The sequence below is a fragment of the Rosistilla ulvae genome (assembly GCF_007741475.1).
Classification (GTDB): Bacteria; Planctomycetota; Planctomycetia; order Pirellulales; family Pirellulaceae; genus Rosistilla; species Rosistilla ulvae.
Genome location: NZ_CP036261.1, coordinates 2,811,111 through 2,830,355, shown reverse-complemented (window position 1 = coordinate 2,830,355; position 19,245 = coordinate 2,811,111). Strand labels below are relative to the sequence as shown.

Sequence of the window (19,245 nt, the reverse complement as noted above, 5' to 3'; positions counted from 1 at the left end):
AAGAGCGGGCAAATGTCAACCAAGAATTGCCTGCAAATCCTGCAAAACCAACGCTTTCGCCCATCTCAATGGCAAACGGCTCAATTTTGAAAGCTCGCATTCCGCTTGGGACACATCGGCTATTCCGCCGTTGCGAACCGCTGCTTGATCGTACGGAACAATCGCTCCACCGTCTCGGACGTCAACGCTAGCGTCCCGGTCCGCTGCGACCGCGCGATATTGATCCCAACGGCCTTGCCATCGAGATCGATTAACGGTCCACCGCACTCCTCGGGCAACAGGACGCTATCGTGCGTCACAGCAAACGGGAACCCATCGCGTCGCTCGCTCAACCGCCCCGCCATCGCCGCGTCGTCCTGCGACTTGGGATCGGACCGATGCCCCAATCGCACCGCGACGGTCATCTCGCGGGCATCGCGACGGACCCGCAATTTGATCACATCCCCCCCCACAAAACGTCGCACTTCGGTGGTGAGGGCCGCGAAGCTGGAGATGTTGACACCGTTGACGGCTAGGATCACGTCTCCCACTCGGAGAACCGAACGGTCGGCGCCACTACCTTTGACAATCGATTCGACATAAGCATCGGGGCGCGTCGGCGATCCACCGACGCCCATGAAACCAGGTGTCGATCGGATCTCGCGGGCAGGGACGCTGATCACGCCGGCGGACAATGGTGTGCGGCCGCGGCTGGTGCTGATCACCCATTGCCCAACCGCCGCCGCGCCGTCGGTCTTCCATTGAACCGCCGACAGGTCGGTCGCATCGATTTTCAGCCAGGCCAGATCGTACTGCCGATCGACTTGGACAAGCTTCGCCCGATAGCGTTCGCTGTCGAACAAGTGGCATGTGATCCATTGGCGATCGACGACCGCTTCCAACTCGCTCGCCTTCGTCACGACCCATCCATCGCTGTCGAGAATCGTTCCGGTCGCGACCTGCTCTCCATCGACCAGCACATCGACCGTCCAACGGCTCGCCTCTTCCGTCGCGTTCCGCAGCACGTTCAGTGCAGCCAGCCCGCGTGTATAGTGATGCTTGCTGAGGGCATCGAGTTCACCGGGGCTGTCGAACAGCATCTGGCCGGGGCGCTCGAGTTGCACGTTTCGACGCTTGGATAGATCCAAACCGATCCGCGATCGCAGATCGCTTATCTCCTGCGGTTGTTCGGCGTCAAAATCATACGTTTTGGCCAATCGCAGGTAGGCGTCGCGGCGTGGCCCATCGGGCAGTTCGGTCAGCGTTAAACGTCCGTCCTGATCGAAATCAAACTGAGCCAAAAAGCTACTTGCAGGTCCCAACACCGAAACCTGACTGTCCTTCAACCGCTCCCATGTCCGTCGATAGGTCACGATCGGAACGTGAAGGTTGCCGGTCGCATCATTATAAATCCGACTGTGGACACCGATCACATATCCGCGTAGGTCGACCAACGGCCCCCCCGAATCTCCCGGTTCGATCGGACAATCGCTCCGCAAGCGGTATCCATTGACCGAAATGACGCGGCCCAATCGCAGCGGGGCGGAGCGTTTTTGATCGTAACCGCCGGGATGTCCAGTAGCCAAACACCAATCCCCCGGTTTTGTCGTCGTCTTCGGGCCGGCCACCGGCAGAAAAGGCCACGGCCCTGGACTATCGATCTTGATCAACGCCCCGTCGACATCGGTGTTCTGCCCGAGCGTTTTGCCCCGCACCTTTCGACCATCGGAAAGAGTCAACTGGACAGTTCGCCCCGGCGAACCGCTGACGTGCGCGGCGGTCAAGACATACCCGCTAGCGCTGACGATCACGCCACTTGCATAAGCATCGCCCAAACGAACACCTACCGTGGCAGCGATCGCCTTGGCGGCGAGTGGTTGAAGTATCGATTCGAGTTCGCGAAAGTCGTCGATCTGGGTCGGGAACGCTTTTTCGATCGTCGGGAGATCCGTTTCCAAATCGCTGACTTCCTGCGATTCGAACGCCAGCAGATCTTGCCCCCGGGAAGAATTCGCCGCGACAGCGAACAAGACGGCGAACCACAGGAGCACGCGACGCATATATCGAAAGCAATTGATCATAGTCGACTCATTTTTCAGGTGGGCGGGCCCTAATCCCTAGACCGCGGCAGCCGGGCTGGATGCATACAACTCATTCTAAGCGGCTTTGCTCTTCTCGCCTCCACGATTTCAGCGCGCCGCCGCTCGACGGGCGACACACAACCAATATTTATAACCCTCCGACCTCCCCGGCGGGGCGATGGCTCACTATAAAAAAGGCTCCCAACGTGCGATCCGCCACCGATCGCTTCATGTTTCGCCCCCACGAACCACTGAATTCCCAATGCGTCCCATCCGAAAATTGCTTGCCGCCAACCGCAGTGAAATCGCAACCCGCGTTTTTCGCAGTGCCCATGAATTGGGAATCCGCACCGTCGCGATCTATTCCTACGAAGATCGTTACGCCCTGCATCGCTTCAAAGCCGATGAAGCGTACCAGATCGGCAAGCCGGGCGAACCGATTCGTTCGTATTTGGACATTCCGACGATCGTGCAAACTTGCCTTACGCACGACATCGACGCGGTCCACCCCGGATACGGATTCCTTTCCGAACGAGCCGATTTCGCCCAAGCGTTGGAAGACGCCGGGATTACATTTGTCGGACCAAGCGTCAATTCGTTGCAACAGCTCGGCGACAAAGTAGCCGCTCGCAAAATCGCACAACAGGTCAACGTACCCGTCCTCGGCGGGACCAATCAAGCCCTCCGCGACCTCGATGACGCGATCCAACAGGCCGCAGCGGTCGGATATCCGGTGATGTTGAAAGCGTCCAAAGGGGGCGGCGGTCGAGGCATGCGGGTTGTCCGCACCGAACAGGAACTGGCCGCCAATTTTGAACAGGCTCAGCGAGAGTCGCTGACGGCGTTTGGCAGCGACGAAGTTTTCGTCGAACGCTTTGTCGAGCGAGCTCGGCACATCGAAGTGCAATTGTTAGGCGATCAGCATGGCAACCTGTTGCACCTGTTCGAGCGCGACTGCAGCGTCCAGCGGCGGCATCAAAAGGTGGTCGAACTGGCCCCCGCTCCGAACCTCCCTGCCGAGACGCGTCAGGCGTTGTGCGATGCGGCGTTGGCGATCGGAAACAAAGTCGGCTACGAAAACGCCGGAACCGTTGAATTCCTGCTGGATGTCGATTCGGGAGACTTCTTCTTTATCGAGGTCAATCCACGGATTCAAGTCGAGCACACGGTTACCGAAGAGGTGACCGGGATCGATCTGGTCAAATCGCAAATCTTGGTCGCCAGCGGTTTGTCGTTGACCGATGCCGAATTGTCGCTGCCACCTCAAGACGAGATTAAGACAGTCGGATTTGCGATGCAGTGCCGGGTGACGACCGAAGATCCCGCAAACCAATTCCTCCCCGACTATGGCCGGATCACCCACTATCGCTCCGCTGGCGGCCTTGGGATTCGCTTGGATGCTGGTAGCGCCTTCAGCGGTGCCGTTGTCAATCCATTCTATGATTCGATGCTCGTGAAGGTCTCCGCACGCGGACGCACGCTGGCCGAATCGGCATCGCGGATGGAACGCTGTTTACAGGAATTCCGCATCCGTGGCGTGAAGACCAACATCCCGTTCCTGGTCCGTTTGATCAAAAACGATCAATTCCTTTCCGGAAATGCGACAACGCGTCTGATCGACACGACTCCCGATCTGTTTAATCTGCCGAACCGTCGCGATCGTGCGACCAAACTGCTGAAATACCTCGGCGAAACGATCGTCAACGGGAATCCGTTGGTTTTGGATCGCCCGGTTGCCACGCGGCGGTTGCCCGCGCCAGTCCCCGAGATCCCTGTCGCCGCCAAACGCCCCGAAGGCTCCCGCGATGTGTTTCTGAAGAGTGGTGTCACCGGCCTGGTCGATTGGATCAACAACCAATCGAGCTTGCTGTTGACCGATACCACGATGCGCGACGCGCACCAATCGCTGCTGGCGACGCGTGTGCGCAGCTTCGATATGCTGCAGATCGCACCCGCCTATTCGCAATATGCGTCCGAATTGTTCTCGCTGGAAATGTGGGGGGGGGCGACGTTTGATACCTCGATGCGTTTCCTGAACGAATGCCCCTGGAATCGGTTGGTCGATCTGCGAGCGGCGGTCCCCAACATTCTGTTCCAGATGCTGCTGAGAGCCTCCAACGCGGTCGGCTACACCAACTATCCCGACAACGTCGTGCAACTGTTTGTCAAGGAAGCGGCCTCCGCCGGGATGGATGTCTTCCGCGTCTTCGACGCCTTGAACTGGGTCCCGAACATGCGTGTCGCCATGGATGCGGTGATCGAGGCGGGGGGGATCTGCGAAGCGTCGATCTGTTACACCGGCGACATCCAGGACCCTGCGCGGACGAAATACTCGCTGAACTATTACGTCGATCTGGCCAAGGAACTGGAAAAACTGGGGGCTCACCTGCTGGCGATCAAAGACATGGCGGGGCTGCTGAAACCCCAAGCGGCCCGCACGCTCGTCAAAGCGTTGAAAGAGAACGTCGGTATTCCGATCCATTTCCACACCCATGACACCGGCGGGATTCAAGGGGCTTCGATTCTGGCGGCTGCCGACGAAGGCCTGCAGATCGCCGACGCGGCCCTTGCGCCACTGTCGGGGGGAACTTCGCAGGTCAACCTGAACACGCTGGTCGAAGCGTTGCGAAACACACCGCGAGCCAGCAAGCTGTCGACCGAAGCGTTGACCTCGTTGGCCACCTACTGGCAAGCGGCTCGCGAGTTCTACACACCGTTTGAAAGTTTGGTCCTACCCGCCACCGGCGATCTGTACGAACACGAGATGCCGGGGGGCCAATACACCAACCTGTTCCAACAGGCCCGCGCCCTGGGGCTCAGCGACCGCTGGGCCGAAGTCTGTAAAACCTACGCGTCGTGCAACACGTTGTTAGGGGATATCGTCAAAGTCACGCCAACATCCAAGGCGGTCGGCGACCTGGCACTCTTCATGGTCGCCAATGAATTGACCGCTGACGATGTGCTGCAAGCGGAAAAACCGATCGCGTTCCCCGCATCGGTCGTCGATTTGGTCGGTGGCCGGATGGGACAACCACCGGGTGGTTTCCCCGAACGGATGCTCGAAGTCGTGCTGCAAGGCGAGACGCCGGTGACTGGCCGTCCGGGTGAATCGATGCCCCCCGCGGATATCGCAGCGGCTAAAGCGGAAGCGAAGGAATTGGTCGGCAGCGACGCCGATCGCTACGCCGCATCGATCCTGTTGTATCCCAAGGTGTTCCGCGATTACGCCGATTATCGCCGCGAATTCGGTGACGTCAGCCACATCCCAACCCCAAACTTCTTCTACGGCCAACAACCGGGCGAAGAGATCGCTGTCGATATCGAGCCAGGAAAACGCTTGATCGTCAAATATTTGGCGACCGGGCAACCCCATCCCGATGGACACCGGACCGTCTTCTTTGAACTCAACGGCCAGCCCCGCGAAATCGAAGTGATCGACAAGGCGTTGGAGCCAGAGAACGCCAAAGCGGTTAAGGCCGACCCGAGCGATCCCGCCCACATCGCAGCGAACATGCCCGGCATGGTCGTCAGCGTTGCGGTCTGCGAGGGTGATAAGGTTCAGGCCGGGCAAAAGCTGCTGGTATTGGAAGCGATGAAGATGGAAACGACCATCGCTGCCCCCCACAAAGGTACGGTTGGGAAGTTAGTTGTGAAGCCCGGTAGCCAGGTGGACACGGGAGATCTTGTGGTTATTTTGGACAGTTAAAACAACTGGATATTGACGGGGACGTCGATTGGCACCATCTTGGCGGTGCGGGTTGTTGGGATTGTGACGATAACACCCAGTCCAGCGGGATGGCTTCGCGTCCCGCTGGCGAGCGGGGTCGGTCTTCGCAAATGCTGTTTTTTTCCACGTCCAACGTTGGTGTCGTGGAGCTGATTTGTCGCAGCAGCTGAATCTGTCGATTCAATTCGGCAAGTTTTGATCGCTTCGTTGGATCGAGATAGTGAATTTTCGACAATTCGGGTAGAATAGGTGGAGTTTTCAAAGGTATCGATCGGCGGACATGGTGTTCGCAGTAGCGGCTTGGGAAATTGAGTTCGCGATTCGAAATTATGGGCCCGCAACAGGCAATCGTCCCCAAGAACTGATGGAAAATGCAACCGACGAACTTCTGAAGTCGCAGCGTGCCAAGGGTAACCCCAAAGCGGAAGGCCTGTTTACGCTGGTATACGAAGACTTGATTCGTCTGGCGGGCAGCTATCTGCGCGATGAACCCGATCGGGACAAGCTTAGCGCCACCTCGTTGGTGCATGAAGCCTATTTTCGGATGATCGATCAGAACCGCGTCGATTGGGCCGGCAAGACCCACTTTTTTGCGATCGGAGCGCGGGTCATGCGGCGAATCCTTGTCGATCACGCCCGCCGCGTCCATGCACAGAAGCGGGGGGGCGAATGGTCGCGGATCGAACTGGATGATGTTTCCACCTTTTCGATGGAACGCGATGCCGACGTGTTGGCGCTGGACGACCTGCTGGAAACCCTGGCAGGCCTCGACCCCACCCAAGCGCGGATCGTCGAGATGCGGTTCTTTGGCGGGATGACGATGAAGGAGATTGCCGGAGCGCTTCAGATGGGGCTTCGGACAGTTGAGAAGGAGTGGGCGATGGCCCGAGCCTGGCTGCGCAACACGCTCGACGAGGATGCTCAAGAATGACGCCGGAGCATTATGCACGCGTCAAGGAAATTTTTCTTGCTGTCGAAAGCGTGCCGACCGAACGCCAGCAGGATCAACTCGAATCACTCTGCGGTGACGATGCGGCGCTGCGACATGACGTCCTGAAGCTGTTGAAGCATCACGATTCCGAAGCGGCAACGCAGGAAGGACAGACACCGTTCCAGCAGCAAGCATCACAAACCATCATCAACGATTCATCGGTCCTCGCTCGCTTGCGTCCCGACAAACCAACGGTCTCGAGTTGGTTGAAGTCGCGTCTGCAAGCCGACACACGGGGGATCGTGTTTGCGTTGGTCTGCATCACGTCCCTGCTGCTCGCTTGGCTCGTCGACCGACGCGTTCGAGAATATTCGATCGATTCCGAACGGGCAGCGCTGCGGTCGAACGTTAAATCGGCAGCGTCCGAGGTGAAACTGTGGGCGACGCAGTTGGAGACCCAGGCGAAACAGTGGGGACGCGACCCAAAACTTTTGGCCTTGGCACAACAATATCTCGCCATGAGGCCAACTCCCGACAAGGATCAACTCCTCGATTCCGACCTGGCGCAGCAGACGCGAGAACGGGCCGACGAGCTATTTGGTGCCGGTGTTCCTTATATGTTATGGACCCCTCAAGGCCTGACCCTGGCTAGCGGACCATCCGACCAATCCGATGTCGGGACGCATTTGCCCCCCGAGGCGATGGTCGAATTGGCGAGGGCTGCCAATGGCGCGGTGCAGTTACAATTCCCAACTCATCCGAAACAGAGTTCCGATAGCGTTTCGCCCGAAGCGCCGAAACAGATGTGGGTATCGTTTCCGATCCACTCCACTGGTTCCGCTCCCGTGGCGGTGATGCGGGTGCGAGACACGGCATGGCTGCAGCACTTCCAAGCTTTTTTCGAAAAGCAAAACGTGGGCACGCTGGCCGATACGTTCTGCATCGATCGCGATGCCCATGTCTTGATGCGCACCCGCCATGCGGCGCTGTGGCCCGACCTGGGGATCGTTGACGCCACCGATCGGCCCGATTCCGAAGACGGTTTTGTCCGCGTGGTCGATCCGGGAGGTCCGCTGGCGGATGGCTATCGCCCCGACCGGTCGCGGCGGATGCTGCCCCTGACCGAAGCCGCGGCTCGGGTGACCGTTGGCGAAGACGGAACAAACATAGTTGGGTATCGCGATATTCGCGGCGAGCGGGTAGTGGGAGCATGGCGTTGGCTTCCAGAATTGGAACTGGGGATCGTCAGCGAAGTGAGCTTTGACAGCGCTTACGCATTCCCCCGAAGGATGCGGTACGGGCTGGCGGCGGTGCTGTTGTTGCCGTTGGGGCTGACGGGGCTAGCTTGGTTTGGCGACAGCTTCCTGCGCCCGAAACACTTGCCGACCAACGCGGGTGGACAGCAGGTTGGCGCCTACGAACTGCTGGAAAAGATCGGCGAAGGGGGAATGGGATATGTCTACCGTGCCCGTCATTCGCTTCTGAAGAGAGCGAGCGCCGTTAAAATCCTGCGGCCGGATCGATTGACGATGGTCGATGTCGGGCGGTTCGACCGGGAAGTCAAACTGGCGGCCCAGCTGACCAGTCCGCACACGATTCGCATCCTCGATTACGGCCGGACCGATGATGGTTTGATCTATTTTGCGATGGAGTACCTGGACGGACTGACGTTGAGCACGGTGATCATGCGCAGCGGATCGCTGTCGGCCAGCCGGACGCTGCACTTTTTGATTCAGTTGTGCAAGTCGATCGAAGAGGCGCACACGGCGGGGTTGATCCATCGCGACATCAAACCGGAAAACATTATCATCACCCGCCGCGGGAACGAAGCGGATTGGTTGATCTTGTTCGATTTTGGGTTGGCCAAATCGGTCGCTCCCAACAGCAAAGAGTTTCGCACGCGAGAGACGATCTGGGCGGGGACGCCGATGTTCATGTCTCCCGAACGCGTTCGCACTCCCGCGGCAGTCGACCCGCGAATGGATGTCTACGCGATCGGCGCAGTCGGCTATTTCATGCTGACCGGTCGCCCCCCATTCACGACCGCCAATCCCGAAATGATCTTCGAACAGGTGCTGGGGGTGATGCCGCTGCCGCCGAGCCAAGCGGGAGCGACGTCGTCGATTCCGGCTCTCGATGCGATCGTGATGCGGTGCCTTGCCAAATCGCCCGACGATCGCCCCGACAACGCCGCTCAGCTGCGGACGCGACTGGAAGAACTTGCCGCCAAACAACCCTGGACGGCCGACGAAGCCAACGCCTGGTGGCGAGCCAATTCCCAGCCGAAGCCCCAGCCGAAGCCCCAAGCGGCCACATAGGCCGTCGTTGTGGCAGCGCTCGGCGAAATCGTGTCCGGTGTCGACTCGCTACGCCGCCACTCCCCGGCCCCCCTACTTTTTCACCGCTACTCGCAGCTTGGCGCTACGAGCTCTTGCGTTCTCGGCGTTTTCGCGGTCCGATGCGAGAATCGGTTTGCGGGTTAGAATCTCCAGATCGTCCGCTTCGCGAAACGCGTGTTTGACCAACCGGTCTTCGAGCGAATGGAAACTGATCACAGCAAATCGCCCGCCGGGCCGCAGGCAGCCGGGAAGATCTTCCAACGCTTGCTTGACGATCCGCAACTCTTGATTGACCGCGATTCGCAAGGCTTGAAAGGTTCGCGTGGCCGGATCGATGCGATGGTTCTTGCTGCGTGGGACACATCCGCGGACAAGCGAAGCCAGTTCATCGGCGGTGCGGACGGCCCGGCGCTCTTTGCGCCGCTCGACGATCCGTCGCGCGATCCGGCGACTGCAACGCTCTTCGCCAAACTGATAGATCAGGTCGGCGATGTCTTTTTCGGGCAATCGCAACAACAGCTCGCTGGCCGATTCGCCGCAGGTTGGATCGAATCGGAGATCCAAATCGCCGCTGGTTTGGTAACTGAATCCACGCGACGGGTCGTTCAATTGATCGCTGGACAGCCCGAGATCCAACAGGATGCCGTCGACCGCATCGATCTCCAACTCCTGCATCAGTTGTGGCAGTCGATGGTAGCTGTCGTTGATCAGTTCGATTCGCGAAAAGGCTTCGCCGTCGGTCGCCGGCATCGAAGCATGCCACTGGGGCCCATACTCTTGAATCGCTCGAGGATCGCGATCCAGGCCGATCAATGTTCCGCCGGGGGCGATTTTCTGCAGGATCAACCGCGAGTGTCCGCCACCGCCAAAGGTTCCGTCGACGATTGTTTTGCCGGGGGCAAGATCCAACGCATCGAGCACTTCCGAAGGCAGAACCGGCACGTGCATGCTGGTTGAGGAAGCGGTATCTGACATGTGTGTTTTATAGGGATGCGATGGCGAGGGATGGAAAGAGCGATGTCGGGGCGAGCGAGAAAGCAAGCCTGACCGGGGCACATCCATGTGCCCGGTAGGTCAAGACTTGCACGGCGGACAACCGAAGTTGTTCACCGTGCGATCGCGACTGTACACATCATGTCTACAGTCCATGGACTCTTTCTTCAATATTTCAGACACATGCGATTCTGCGAATCACCGTTTGCCTGACCCATCGTGCCGTCAGCCAGTGGCCGTTGGCTGACCGCTGTCCAAATCCATGCAAGGCATTCCTCGCGGAAGGAGGATCGTGGTGCGAATTGGCACCTCCATGGACCCGAACTCGGCTCGACACGTCAAGTCGATCGATTCGTGCCTACCAAGGCGTCATCCGCAAGCTGATCAGTGTTCTGCCCGGCTCCATTAGAACTCCACAGCAAAGCAACCGTCCACCGCCAATCCTTGGGGTGCTCGTCGCCTTCCAGCATAATCTCTAATGGCTTGCCTGACAGGGTCATGTTCGCGTCCTGCAATCGATTTCGTCCCTTAAATGCGAGCGTAAGATAGGATCCGTGAAGATCTTACGTCGCGATGCGTGACCACCACAGAATACCGATCCCCGGCCGGTGGTCAACCAAATCCTCGCAGAAAACAGCGGCCCTGGCGACCTGCTAGCAAACTTAGGTCATTGCCTGACAAGCACTTCGGAACGTGGATTTTTTTCCAACCGGGCTCGTAGACGCTTCAGGAAGCGGACGCCAAGCGTTGGTATAGATCCCAATAACGATCGACCATCGCCCCAACCGAAAACACATCCGTCGCCCTAACATCATTACTGTCAACAACTTGTGACCGAAGCGCCGGATCGTTCAGAAGTGCCGACAGCTTCCCGCAAAGCGAATCGGTATCGCCAAAGCTGACGACTTGCGGATCTGCCATTTCGCCCAGCAACTCGCGAACTCCCTCGGCATCGGTCGAGATTACTGGAAGCTTCGCTGCCATTGCTTCCATCACGACGTTTGGCATTCCCTCATAACGACTAGGAAGCAAAAGCAAGCGTGCAGCTCGCATCAACGGTGCTATATCCGCCTGCAACGGCATCATCGCCGAGCGGCCCTTGGGCAGTTTAGCGAGACGCTCCGCCACCATCCCCCTCCACGGCCCCGATCCAACGATCACCAGAGCGGCTCGGGGATTTTCCAACAACAATCGCGGAGCCGCATCCATCAACCAGTCGGTTCCTTTCTGGGGGTGCAGCCGCCCCACATACAGGATCACATCGGCATCCGAGTCGAGCCCCAATTCCTCCCATACGAACGGCGTCGCCGTCAGGAAACGTTGGCCATCGACTCCATTAGGAATCGTGAGCATGGTCGCCTGGGGGGATCCGAGGTGCTGACGAGCAAATTGCTCGACCGATCGGCTGACACATACGATCGCTTCCATTTGTCGCGCCGCGCGTCGTTCCAGCCACAGTCGGGCTCGATTGGGTTGTGCGACCCTTACCCCTCCGACCCTGATCGGAATCCCCACCCGCGATGCGGCCCAGGTCCCGATGACATTGGCGTGAAACAGAAACGTCTGCACCAGATCGGGGCGATCGGCAACAAACAATCGCTTCAACCGCGCGATCGCTTGAGGAACGGCCCACTGCGACCGGCAGCCCAACGAACAGACTTCGATCCCGGCCTCCTGCAGCCGTCGCAACAATTGGTCCTGAGGGGCGGTTTGAGCCAATTCGTCCAACGAGATCACTCGCACCGTAGCCCCTCTCTGAGATAGTCCGATCGCCAGTTCTGTCAGCTGACGTTCGGCCCCACCAATAAACAATTCGGTGATGACCAGATCGATTCGCATCCCAAACGACCCTTTCGTTAAGTGGCTTCATGCGGTGGGCGGCGGATGGATAAAACGCTGCGGTTCCTAGGGGAATGAGCATAGTAGCAAACCAGCAAACGGGCAACGAACCGAACCCCAGCGGGCCGTTTTCTGCGGCGGCGGTTTGCGTCGCCCGATCCGGGTGAGTAGCATTTTGCTGGACCAGACGATTCTCCCACCAGGCAAACGAGCGAACCGATGATGGCACTTCTGCGCAGCAGCATAACGACGGCGGGCATTTTGATCATTGCATGTGCGCTCGCGCAAGCTGACGATCCGGCGACCTCCCCAACCACAACTCAAGAGACGTGGGGCGAGATCGTCTGGAAACCGAAGTCGCTGGAACTGCATGTCGAATCGCTGCCGGACGATCGCAAGATTTCGTTTCCGCGACTAAACAACCGCATGAAAAGTCTTCACTTCCAAGGGGAAGACCCCGAGCAGACGAAGCTGAAGTTCCGCCCCGAACCGAAGACGTGGGACATCACGTTCCCCAAAGAAGCTCAACCGCAGGGGAAGGTGGTTGTTTTCGAGACGCTCGAACCGGTGCTGTTGGCCGAAAAACCACACCGAATTTCGCAATCGGAGGACGGTTCGTTCACGCTTCCGGCTCACCATGCCGTCACGCACGGAACGCTGTTGCGATACGAACCCCAACCGCACAAGAACACGGTCGGCTATTGGGCCAATGCCAAGGATTGGGCTCAGTGGCATCTCCACATTTCACAACCGATGGAGTTCCAGGTGGAAGTCCTTCAGGGCTGCGGCAAAGGGCACGGAGGAAGCACCGTTGCGATCCAGCTGGGCGACCAAACCGTTCAGTTCATTGTCGAGGAGACCGGTCATTTTCAGAACTTCAAGCCGCGGCAGATCGGTAAACTTCGTGTCGAATCCGCAGGCGATTATTCGCTGGACCTGCGGGCGATCGAAAAAGTCAAAGGGGCCGTTTGCGATATCCGCCAAATCCGCTTGATTCCAGTCCGCTAACTTCCCCCTTCCCCCACTGCAGGCGACGGCGTCGCCTGCACATTTTTGGCGGGAATCGTTGGTCAAATCAGTTCGGGCAGCGATTTGGCGTGGTACCGGCTCGCGATTGGCATTAAGCTGCCAAGTCGTTGCCTCCACATTCGATTCCCCTTTCATCTTTCAGAACGGTGCCCATGTCAGCCGATTACGACCGCGAAGCCCTCAAAGCACTCGTCAGCGAATTTGCTCTGCAAACCGGAACTTTCACGCTGGCCAGCGGAAAAACCGCCTCTTATTACCTCGATTGCCGGCAAATCACGCTGCATCCTCAGGGTGCCAATCAGATCGCTGCAGGCATGCTGGCGATGCTCGGCGATCGCGTGAACCAGATCTCGGCGGTTGGCGGAATGGCAATCGGTGCCGATCCGATCACCGCGTCGATCGTCACGCTGGCCGGACAACAAGGTCTGCCGCTGCGTGGTTTTATGGTCCGCAAGGAACCGAAAGGGCATGGCGCCGGGCGTCAGGTGGAAGGGCCGGTTGCCGCCGGACAAAGCGTCTATATCGTCGAGGATGTGATCACCAGCGGAGGCAGCGCGCTGCAGGCCGTCGACGCCGCCGAAGCCTTCGGTTTGAAAGTCCTTGGCGTGCTGGGGATCATCGATCGATTGGCGGGTGGCGAAGCCAAGTTTGCCGAGCGTGGATTGAAATTGGAAACTCTGCTGACGATTCGCGACTTCGGTATCGAACCAGAATAAGCGCTCGCCAGACGAGAGGCCCTTTCGCCGCGAAGCCGAGAGGGCTCGGCTGTTGCTAGCTCAGAAGATTCCTAGCACCCTTGGGTACTAGCACGAAGCGCAAGCGAGTGGCGTCTGAACCACCAAGATTCCACTCGCTTGCGCTTCGTGCTGGTATATGGTCGCACTCGCTAAGCGAAAGGCGACCTCTCCACAAAAGTGCAATCGGGTATCACGCCCTATCGCAACAAGACCGATCATTCATTACCAGCACGAAGCGCAAGCGAAAGGCGACCTCCCCGCAAAAGTGCAATCGGGCACCCCCCCCCGATCGCGACAAGACCGATCATTCATTACTAGCACGAAGCGCAAGCGAGTGATCAACTGAACCACCTAGGTTCCACTCGCTTGCGCTTCGTGCTGGTATATGGTCGCACTCGCTACGCGAAAGGCGACCTCCCCACAAAAGTGCAATCGGGCATCCCCCCCCCGATCGCAACAAGACCGATCATTCTTTACTAGCACGAAGCGCAAGCGAGTGATCAACTGAACAACCAAAGTTCCACTCGCTTGCGCTTCGTGCTGGTATATGGTCGCACTCGCTACGCGAAAGGCGACCTCCCCACAAAAGTGCAATCGGGCATCACGCCTGCTCGCAACAAGACCGATCATTCATTACTAGCACGAAGCGCAAGCGAGTGATCAACTGAACCACCAAGGTTCCACTCGCTTGCGCTTCGTGCTGGTAATGGTCGCACTCGCTACGCGAAAGGCGACCTCCCCACAAAAGTGCAATCGGGCATCACCCCCGATCGCAACAAGACCGATCATTCATTACTAGCACGAAGCGCAAGCGAGTGATCAACTGAACAACCAAGGTTCCACTCGCTTGCGCTTCGTGCTGGTATATGGTCGCACTCGCTACGCGAAAGGCGACCGCCCCACAAAAGTGCAATCGGGCATCACCCCCGATCGCAACAAGACCGATCATTCATTACTAGCACGAAGCGCAAGCGAGTGAGCGTCTGAACCACCTAGGTTCCACTCGCTTGCGCTTCGTGCTGGCAATGGTCGCAAGACTCAATCCAAGGATGGAATGATGGAGACATCGCTGCACCGATCGCTCAAGGGAATGTATGCCGCGTCGGAAGCGGATACCGAGGTGCGGTTGGGAGACTACCGCATCGACGCGATCCGCGGCGATGAACTGATCGAAATCCAGTTCGCCTCGCTCAGCGCGATCCGTCCGAAGATCCAATCGCTGCTGCAGCGCCACGACGTTCGCATCGTCAAACCGATCATCAACCGCCGGCGGATCGTCCGGCAGGCGACTGCAGAGGGGCCGGTTTTGGGACGTCGACTGAGTCCCAAACGCGGGGCGCTGTTAGAGATCTTCGACGAACTTATTTATTTCACCCGGGTCTTCCCCCACCCACGGCTTACCATCGAGGTCCCGATGGTCAACGTCCAGCACTGGCGTCTGCCGCCGGATCGCCGCAAGCGACGACGTTGCGGCAAAGACTACAAAACGAAGGACTACGTGCTGGAGAGCATCGAATCGACACATGAGTTCCGCACGACCAAGGACTTGCTGAACCTGATCGGCAGCGACCACCTGCCCCATCCCTTCGACACCGCCGAGCTCGCCGGTCATATCGCCTGCCCACGTGGAACCGCGCAACAAATCGCTTACTGCTTGCGGCAGACCGGTGCCGTCGACACCTGCGGCAAGCGAGGCAACGCGATCCTCTATCGCGCTGCCTAAAGACTCGCACCGCATCCGCTGTCGCCGCGCGTCGAACCAGACACCTCTGCGACGGATCGCAGGCCACGCAGTTTCGCCAATGGAAGCTCACCGGCGACACCCGATCTCTATTTCGGGGGATGGCGCTGGACGCACCCTCTGTCGCACGGCGGCCAACGACGCTCCTGGCACCAATTCCGAAAACGAACTGAAGTACTAGCTATCGTTAGCCTTTGACGGCCAAGGACGATGGTTCGGCAAGGGAGAAAGCAACCCCTTCGGCGGCGCCAATCCACTGCCGCGCGACGATCGCTGGTAAGGGGGACCCGACAAAAAAAATGCCGGTCGAATCGATGAACGATTCGATCGGCAAATTGAATGGGTTCACATCGATCGCGAGCGACTGGGGATTGCGACCGCCGCGATCGTTGCAATTCGGCCAGTTACTTGGTGATGATCTGTCCAGCAACTAAAGCGCTACCTGTCAGATCGCCCGGCAGGTCCGTATGGACGATCAAACGCTGGCTCTTGGGGCCCGCTTTGTCACCGGCGGTGATCTTCAGCGGCAAGACGTGCATTTTTTTCGACTCTTCGTTCGACTTGTATTCGATGCTAAAGCCTTCGGCCTTGATGTCGGTCAAACGGAACGGTTTGTCGCTGCGAACGACCAAGCGTTGCTCGGACGATTCGCCCGGCTTCAGATTGCCGATCGCCATCACTTGCGGGCTAACGATCACTGCAGGGCGAACGTCATAGGTGACTTCTAATGGAACGCGTGGCATGGCGCGATCGTTGGTGACCACGACGATGTTTGTGTGAGCTTGTCCCGGTTCGGCCGCACCGTCAAAAGCGACGTTCAATTTGTAGGAAACCCGGCCGCCGCTGCGCGACAACTCTTCGAATCCTGCAGCGACGTTAGGGGACGACGATTGGACTTCTACGATCTGCCAATCGCTGCGGCCGGCATACGTGACACCGACCTCCTTGTGAACCGATTCGCCTTGCACGACCGATCCGAACTCGATCTGCCCAGGGTTGAAAACAATATCGCGACGGATGTAGCCGTCGACACGCAACTGAACTTCGGCGTAGTACGGCTTATCGATCACGACCGTCAGGGTTGCCCCCTTTTTGCCGTGGAACGAACCGGTGTTGAATCGCGCCAAGATGTGGCCGGTTTCGCCCGTCTTGAGCGTGTGGTTTTCAATGATCGGCGTCGTACATCCACAACTGGCTCGCACTGTCGCGATGTGGACATCCTCTTTGTACAAATTCTTGAACGGGAATCGAAACTCGGTCTTCGCCGCAACCGCAACCGTTCCGAACTCATGCTTCTTGACCGGAAACATGTTGTCAGCCCATTCGACTGCCTTCGCCTGCGGACAGATCAATGCCAACAGCACCAACCCCAGCAGGCCTTCTGTTCTTATTGTTTTCATCTCTCTCAAATCCCCATCCAAATTTTTTGTCGATCAAAGCCCTCGGCTCTGAGTCAGCCTTTCACTGCCCGATTGATACGGTTTCCGAACCGATTCCGGACAGCCTTAGCACGGACACCATGTCCAGCGATCGCATCCATGCAACTCAAAACCCACTAGAATCAACGAAGTCTAGGACGCTTCCCGATACCAAAAGGCTTTAGCTACTATTTTACGCAACAATTTTCTTGAAAAACGCGTGCAAGTTTCGAGAGACAACTCTGGCCCACAGCGGGACCGGCAGGATACGAAAGCTGGGAGGTCTACAATACTATAGCGACCACGATTGTTATACCGCACCGGGAGCGGTTCAACCGTCACACAAGCTAGCCCGCGTTACCCGACAGATCAAGACAAGGGGGGACGTATGAGCGTTGCTGCACGCGTTATGGGGGCATTCCCCAAGGGGAGAAAAGTTTCAAAAATTCCACAAAAAAAACCCAGGTCCGATGAGAAACCTGGGTGTTCGTTTTTTGTAGTCCGGCGTGTTACCTAGACTTGCTTGTCATCGATCCAGCTCATCAGCGAGCGCAATCGCTTGCCAACGTTTTCGATCTCGTGACCTTGCTCCAGACGACGGGTCGTCTTGAACATCGCCGCACCGCCGCGGTTCTCCAAGATCCAGTTGCGAGCGAAGGTGCCGTTTTGGATTTCGGTCAGAACGCGCTTCATCTCTGCCTTGGTTTCAGGCGTGATGATTCGCGGGCCGGTGACGTAGTCGCCGTATTCAGCGGTGTTCGAGATGCTGTAACGCATGTAGCTGAGTCCGCCCTGGTAGAACAGGTCGACGATCAGCTTGACTTCGTGCATGCACTCGAAGTAAGCCATCTCGGGCTGGTAGCCAGCTTCGACAAGCGTTTCGAAGCCCGCTTTGATCAGTTCGCTCAAACCGCCGCAAAGCACGACTTGTTCGCCGAACAGGTCGGTCTCGGTCTCTTCTTGGAAGGTCGTCTCGATCACACCACCGCGGGTGCCGCCGATTCCCTTGGCATAAGCCAAACCGATCTGCTTGGTCTCTTCGCTGGCGCCTTCGCCCAAAGCGATCAGACTGGGGACGCCGCCCCCCTTTTCGTATTCGCTGCGGACCAGGTGCCCTGGGCCTTTAGGCGCGACCAACAGGGTGTCGACGCCCACGGGCGGTTCGATCTGGCCGAAGTGGATGTTGAAACCGTGCGAGCACATCAACACGTTGCCAGGTTGCAAGTTGTCGCGGATCTGCGCCTTGTAGATGTCGCCCTGAACTTCGTCGGGGAGCAACAGGTTGACGACATCGGCCTTGGCGGTCGCTTCGTCAGCCGACATCGGTTCGAAACCGTGGCTCTTGGCCAAATCGTAGTTTGGTCCGCCAGCGCGTTGACCGATGATCACATCGCAACCGCTGTCGCGAAGGTTCTGCGCCTGGGCGTGGCCTTGCGAACCATAACCAATAATCGCGATCGTCTTGCCCTTGAGGTGGGACAGATCGGCGTCGTTGTCGTAATAAATCGTAGCCGCCATGTCAGGTGGTTCCTTGTGCTATCGTGGCGAAATTCGGTTTAGAAAATTGGACGGTGTTCAGTTTTGGTTTTCGGTTTTGTTTCGATTGGCAATTCCGTCCCGCAGTGGGCGAGCCAATCAAGCGGGGCGCGACTTGCACACCTCTATTCGGCGGACGTGTCGACGGCTGCACCGCTGCGGACCATGGCGATTCGCCCGGTTCGAACCAGTTCGATGATTCCGTAGGTTCGCATCCGTTCTATGAACGCTTCGACCTTGCTTTCGCGTCCGCTCATCTCGATCGTGATTTCGTCGGGACCGACGTCGACGATCCGGCCGCGGAAGATATCGACAAGTTCGCGAACTTCCGATCGCGAAGGGCCAGGGGCCGCTTGCACCTTGCACAACATCAAATCGCGTTCGACGAAATCGGTCGCGCTGATGTCCATCACGCGGACAACCGTCACGATCTTTTCCAACTGCTTGCGGACTTGCGCAAGCGTGTTTTCGTCGCCCATGACGACAAACGTCATGTGAGACAACTGGGGGTCGTCGGTTTCACCGACAGCCAAGGAGTCGATGTTGTATCCGCGCGAGGCCAACATCCCCGAGATGTGAGCGAGCACACCGGGAACGTTTTGAACGAGGGCCGAAAGAACGTGTCGCATGTTGTGTTTCTGGACCGTGGTTGAATCCAGGCGGTAGCCTGGTCGAGCGAGAAAAGACCGCATCATAGTAAGGGGTTTTCCAGGGTACAAGGGTTGGTAATCCGCCAAAAGTTGACGAAGTGGTTTGCAGTTGCTCTGCGCCTCCACAAATCGTGCTTTTCGGCGACCATCGGGGTGGGCGATCGGGCCGCCAAGCGGGCGATTGGGATGCCCAGATGAGACCCTTGCGGGGAGCGAAGGTTCATGCGATCGTGACCGACACAGGC

At 58.1% G+C, this 19,245-nt stretch carries 12 protein-coding genes; 6 read left to right on the top strand and 6 right to left on the bottom strand.

Annotated elements, in window-relative coordinates; translation table 11 throughout:
• Positions 1–119: 119 nt before the first annotated feature.
• Entirely contained in the window at positions 120–2,060 is a 1,941-nt protein-coding gene (locus tag EC9_RS10120; RefSeq protein ID WP_145344653.1) for a S1C family serine protease, read from the bottom strand.
• Between the two features lie 262 nt (positions 2,061–2,322).
• Between EC9_RS10120 and EC9_RS10115 the strand changes: the two genes are divergently transcribed.
• The 3 genes from EC9_RS10115 (at position 2,323) to EC9_RS10105 (ending at position 9,036) form a co-directional block, all read left to right on the top strand.
• The gene (locus EC9_RS10115) at positions 2,323–5,766 is read left to right on the top strand and encodes a pyruvate carboxylase (protein WP_145344652.1); all 3,444 of its coding nucleotides are present in this window, start codon (positions 2,323–2,325) and stop codon (positions 5,764–5,766) included.
• A gap of 385 nt (positions 5,767–6,151) precedes the next feature.
• Positions 6,152–6,718, top strand: a complete 567-nt coding sequence (locus EC9_RS10110; RefSeq protein ID WP_145344650.1) for an ECF-type sigma factor — start codon at positions 6,152–6,154, stop codon at positions 6,716–6,718.
• Positions 6,715–9,036: a serine/threonine-protein kinase gene (locus EC9_RS10105; protein ID WP_145344648.1), complete on the top strand. Its 2,322-nt coding sequence runs from the start codon at positions 6,715–6,717 to the stop codon at positions 9,034–9,036. The genes EC9_RS10110 and EC9_RS10105 overlap by 4 nt, the downstream gene beginning before the upstream one ends.
• A gap of 72 nt (positions 9,037–9,108) precedes the next feature.
• On the opposite strand, the gene rsmH is transcribed toward EC9_RS10105, so the two are convergent.
• Positions 9,109–10,032: a 16S rRNA (cytosine(1402)-N(4))-methyltransferase RsmH gene (gene rsmH / locus EC9_RS10100; RefSeq protein ID WP_246106049.1), complete on the bottom strand. Its 924-nt coding sequence runs from the start codon at positions 10,030–10,032 to the stop codon at positions 9,109–9,111.
• Positions 10,033–10,776: 744 nt separating this feature from the next.
• Complete coding sequence (locus tag EC9_RS10095; RefSeq protein WP_145344646.1) at positions 10,777–11,889, bottom strand: glycosyltransferase; 1,113 nt, start codon at positions 11,887–11,889, stop codon at positions 10,777–10,779.
• Between the two features lie 219 nt (positions 11,890–12,108).
• Here EC9_RS10095 and EC9_RS10090 point away from each other — a divergent pair, with 219 nt between their 5' ends.
• The 3 genes from EC9_RS10090 (at position 12,109) to EC9_RS10080 (ending at position 15,378) form a co-directional block, all read left to right on the top strand.
• Positions 12,109–12,897 carry a DUF5077 domain-containing protein gene (locus EC9_RS10090; RefSeq protein ID WP_145344644.1) on the top strand — a complete coding sequence of 263 codons (789 nt, stop codon included), beginning with the start codon at positions 12,109–12,111 and terminating at the stop codon, positions 12,895–12,897.
• A 173-nt stretch (positions 12,898–13,070) separates the two neighbouring features.
• Positions 13,071–13,634, top strand: coding sequence for an orotate phosphoribosyltransferase (gene pyrE / locus EC9_RS10085; protein ID WP_145344641.1), 564 nt, complete (start codon positions 13,071–13,073; stop codon positions 13,632–13,634).
• Between the two features lie 1,075 nt (positions 13,635–14,709).
• Positions 14,710–15,378, top strand: a complete 669-nt coding sequence (locus EC9_RS10080; protein WP_246106048.1) for a hypothetical protein — start codon at positions 14,710–14,712, stop codon at positions 15,376–15,378.
• A gap of 422 nt (positions 15,379–15,800) precedes the next feature.
• Here EC9_RS10080 and EC9_RS10075 read toward each other — a convergent pair whose 3' ends face one another.
• The 3 genes from EC9_RS10075 to ilvN form a co-directional block, all read right to left on the bottom strand.
• Positions 15,801–16,796 carry a DUF1573 domain-containing protein gene (locus EC9_RS10075; RefSeq protein WP_145344638.1) on the bottom strand — a complete coding sequence of 332 codons (996 nt, stop codon included), beginning with the start codon at positions 16,794–16,796 and terminating at the stop codon, positions 15,801–15,803.
• A gap of 531 nt (positions 16,797–17,327) precedes the next feature.
• Positions 17,328–18,332 carry a ketol-acid reductoisomerase gene (gene ilvC, locus EC9_RS10070; protein WP_145344636.1) on the bottom strand — a complete coding sequence of 335 codons (1,005 nt, stop codon included), beginning with the start codon at positions 18,330–18,332 and terminating at the stop codon, positions 17,328–17,330.
• Positions 18,333–18,475: 143 nt separating this feature from the next.
• Positions 18,476–18,979, bottom strand: coding sequence for an acetolactate synthase small subunit (gene ilvN, locus EC9_RS10065; RefSeq protein ID WP_145344632.1), 504 nt, complete (start codon positions 18,977–18,979; stop codon positions 18,476–18,478).
• Positions 18,980–19,245 lie beyond the last annotated feature (266 nt).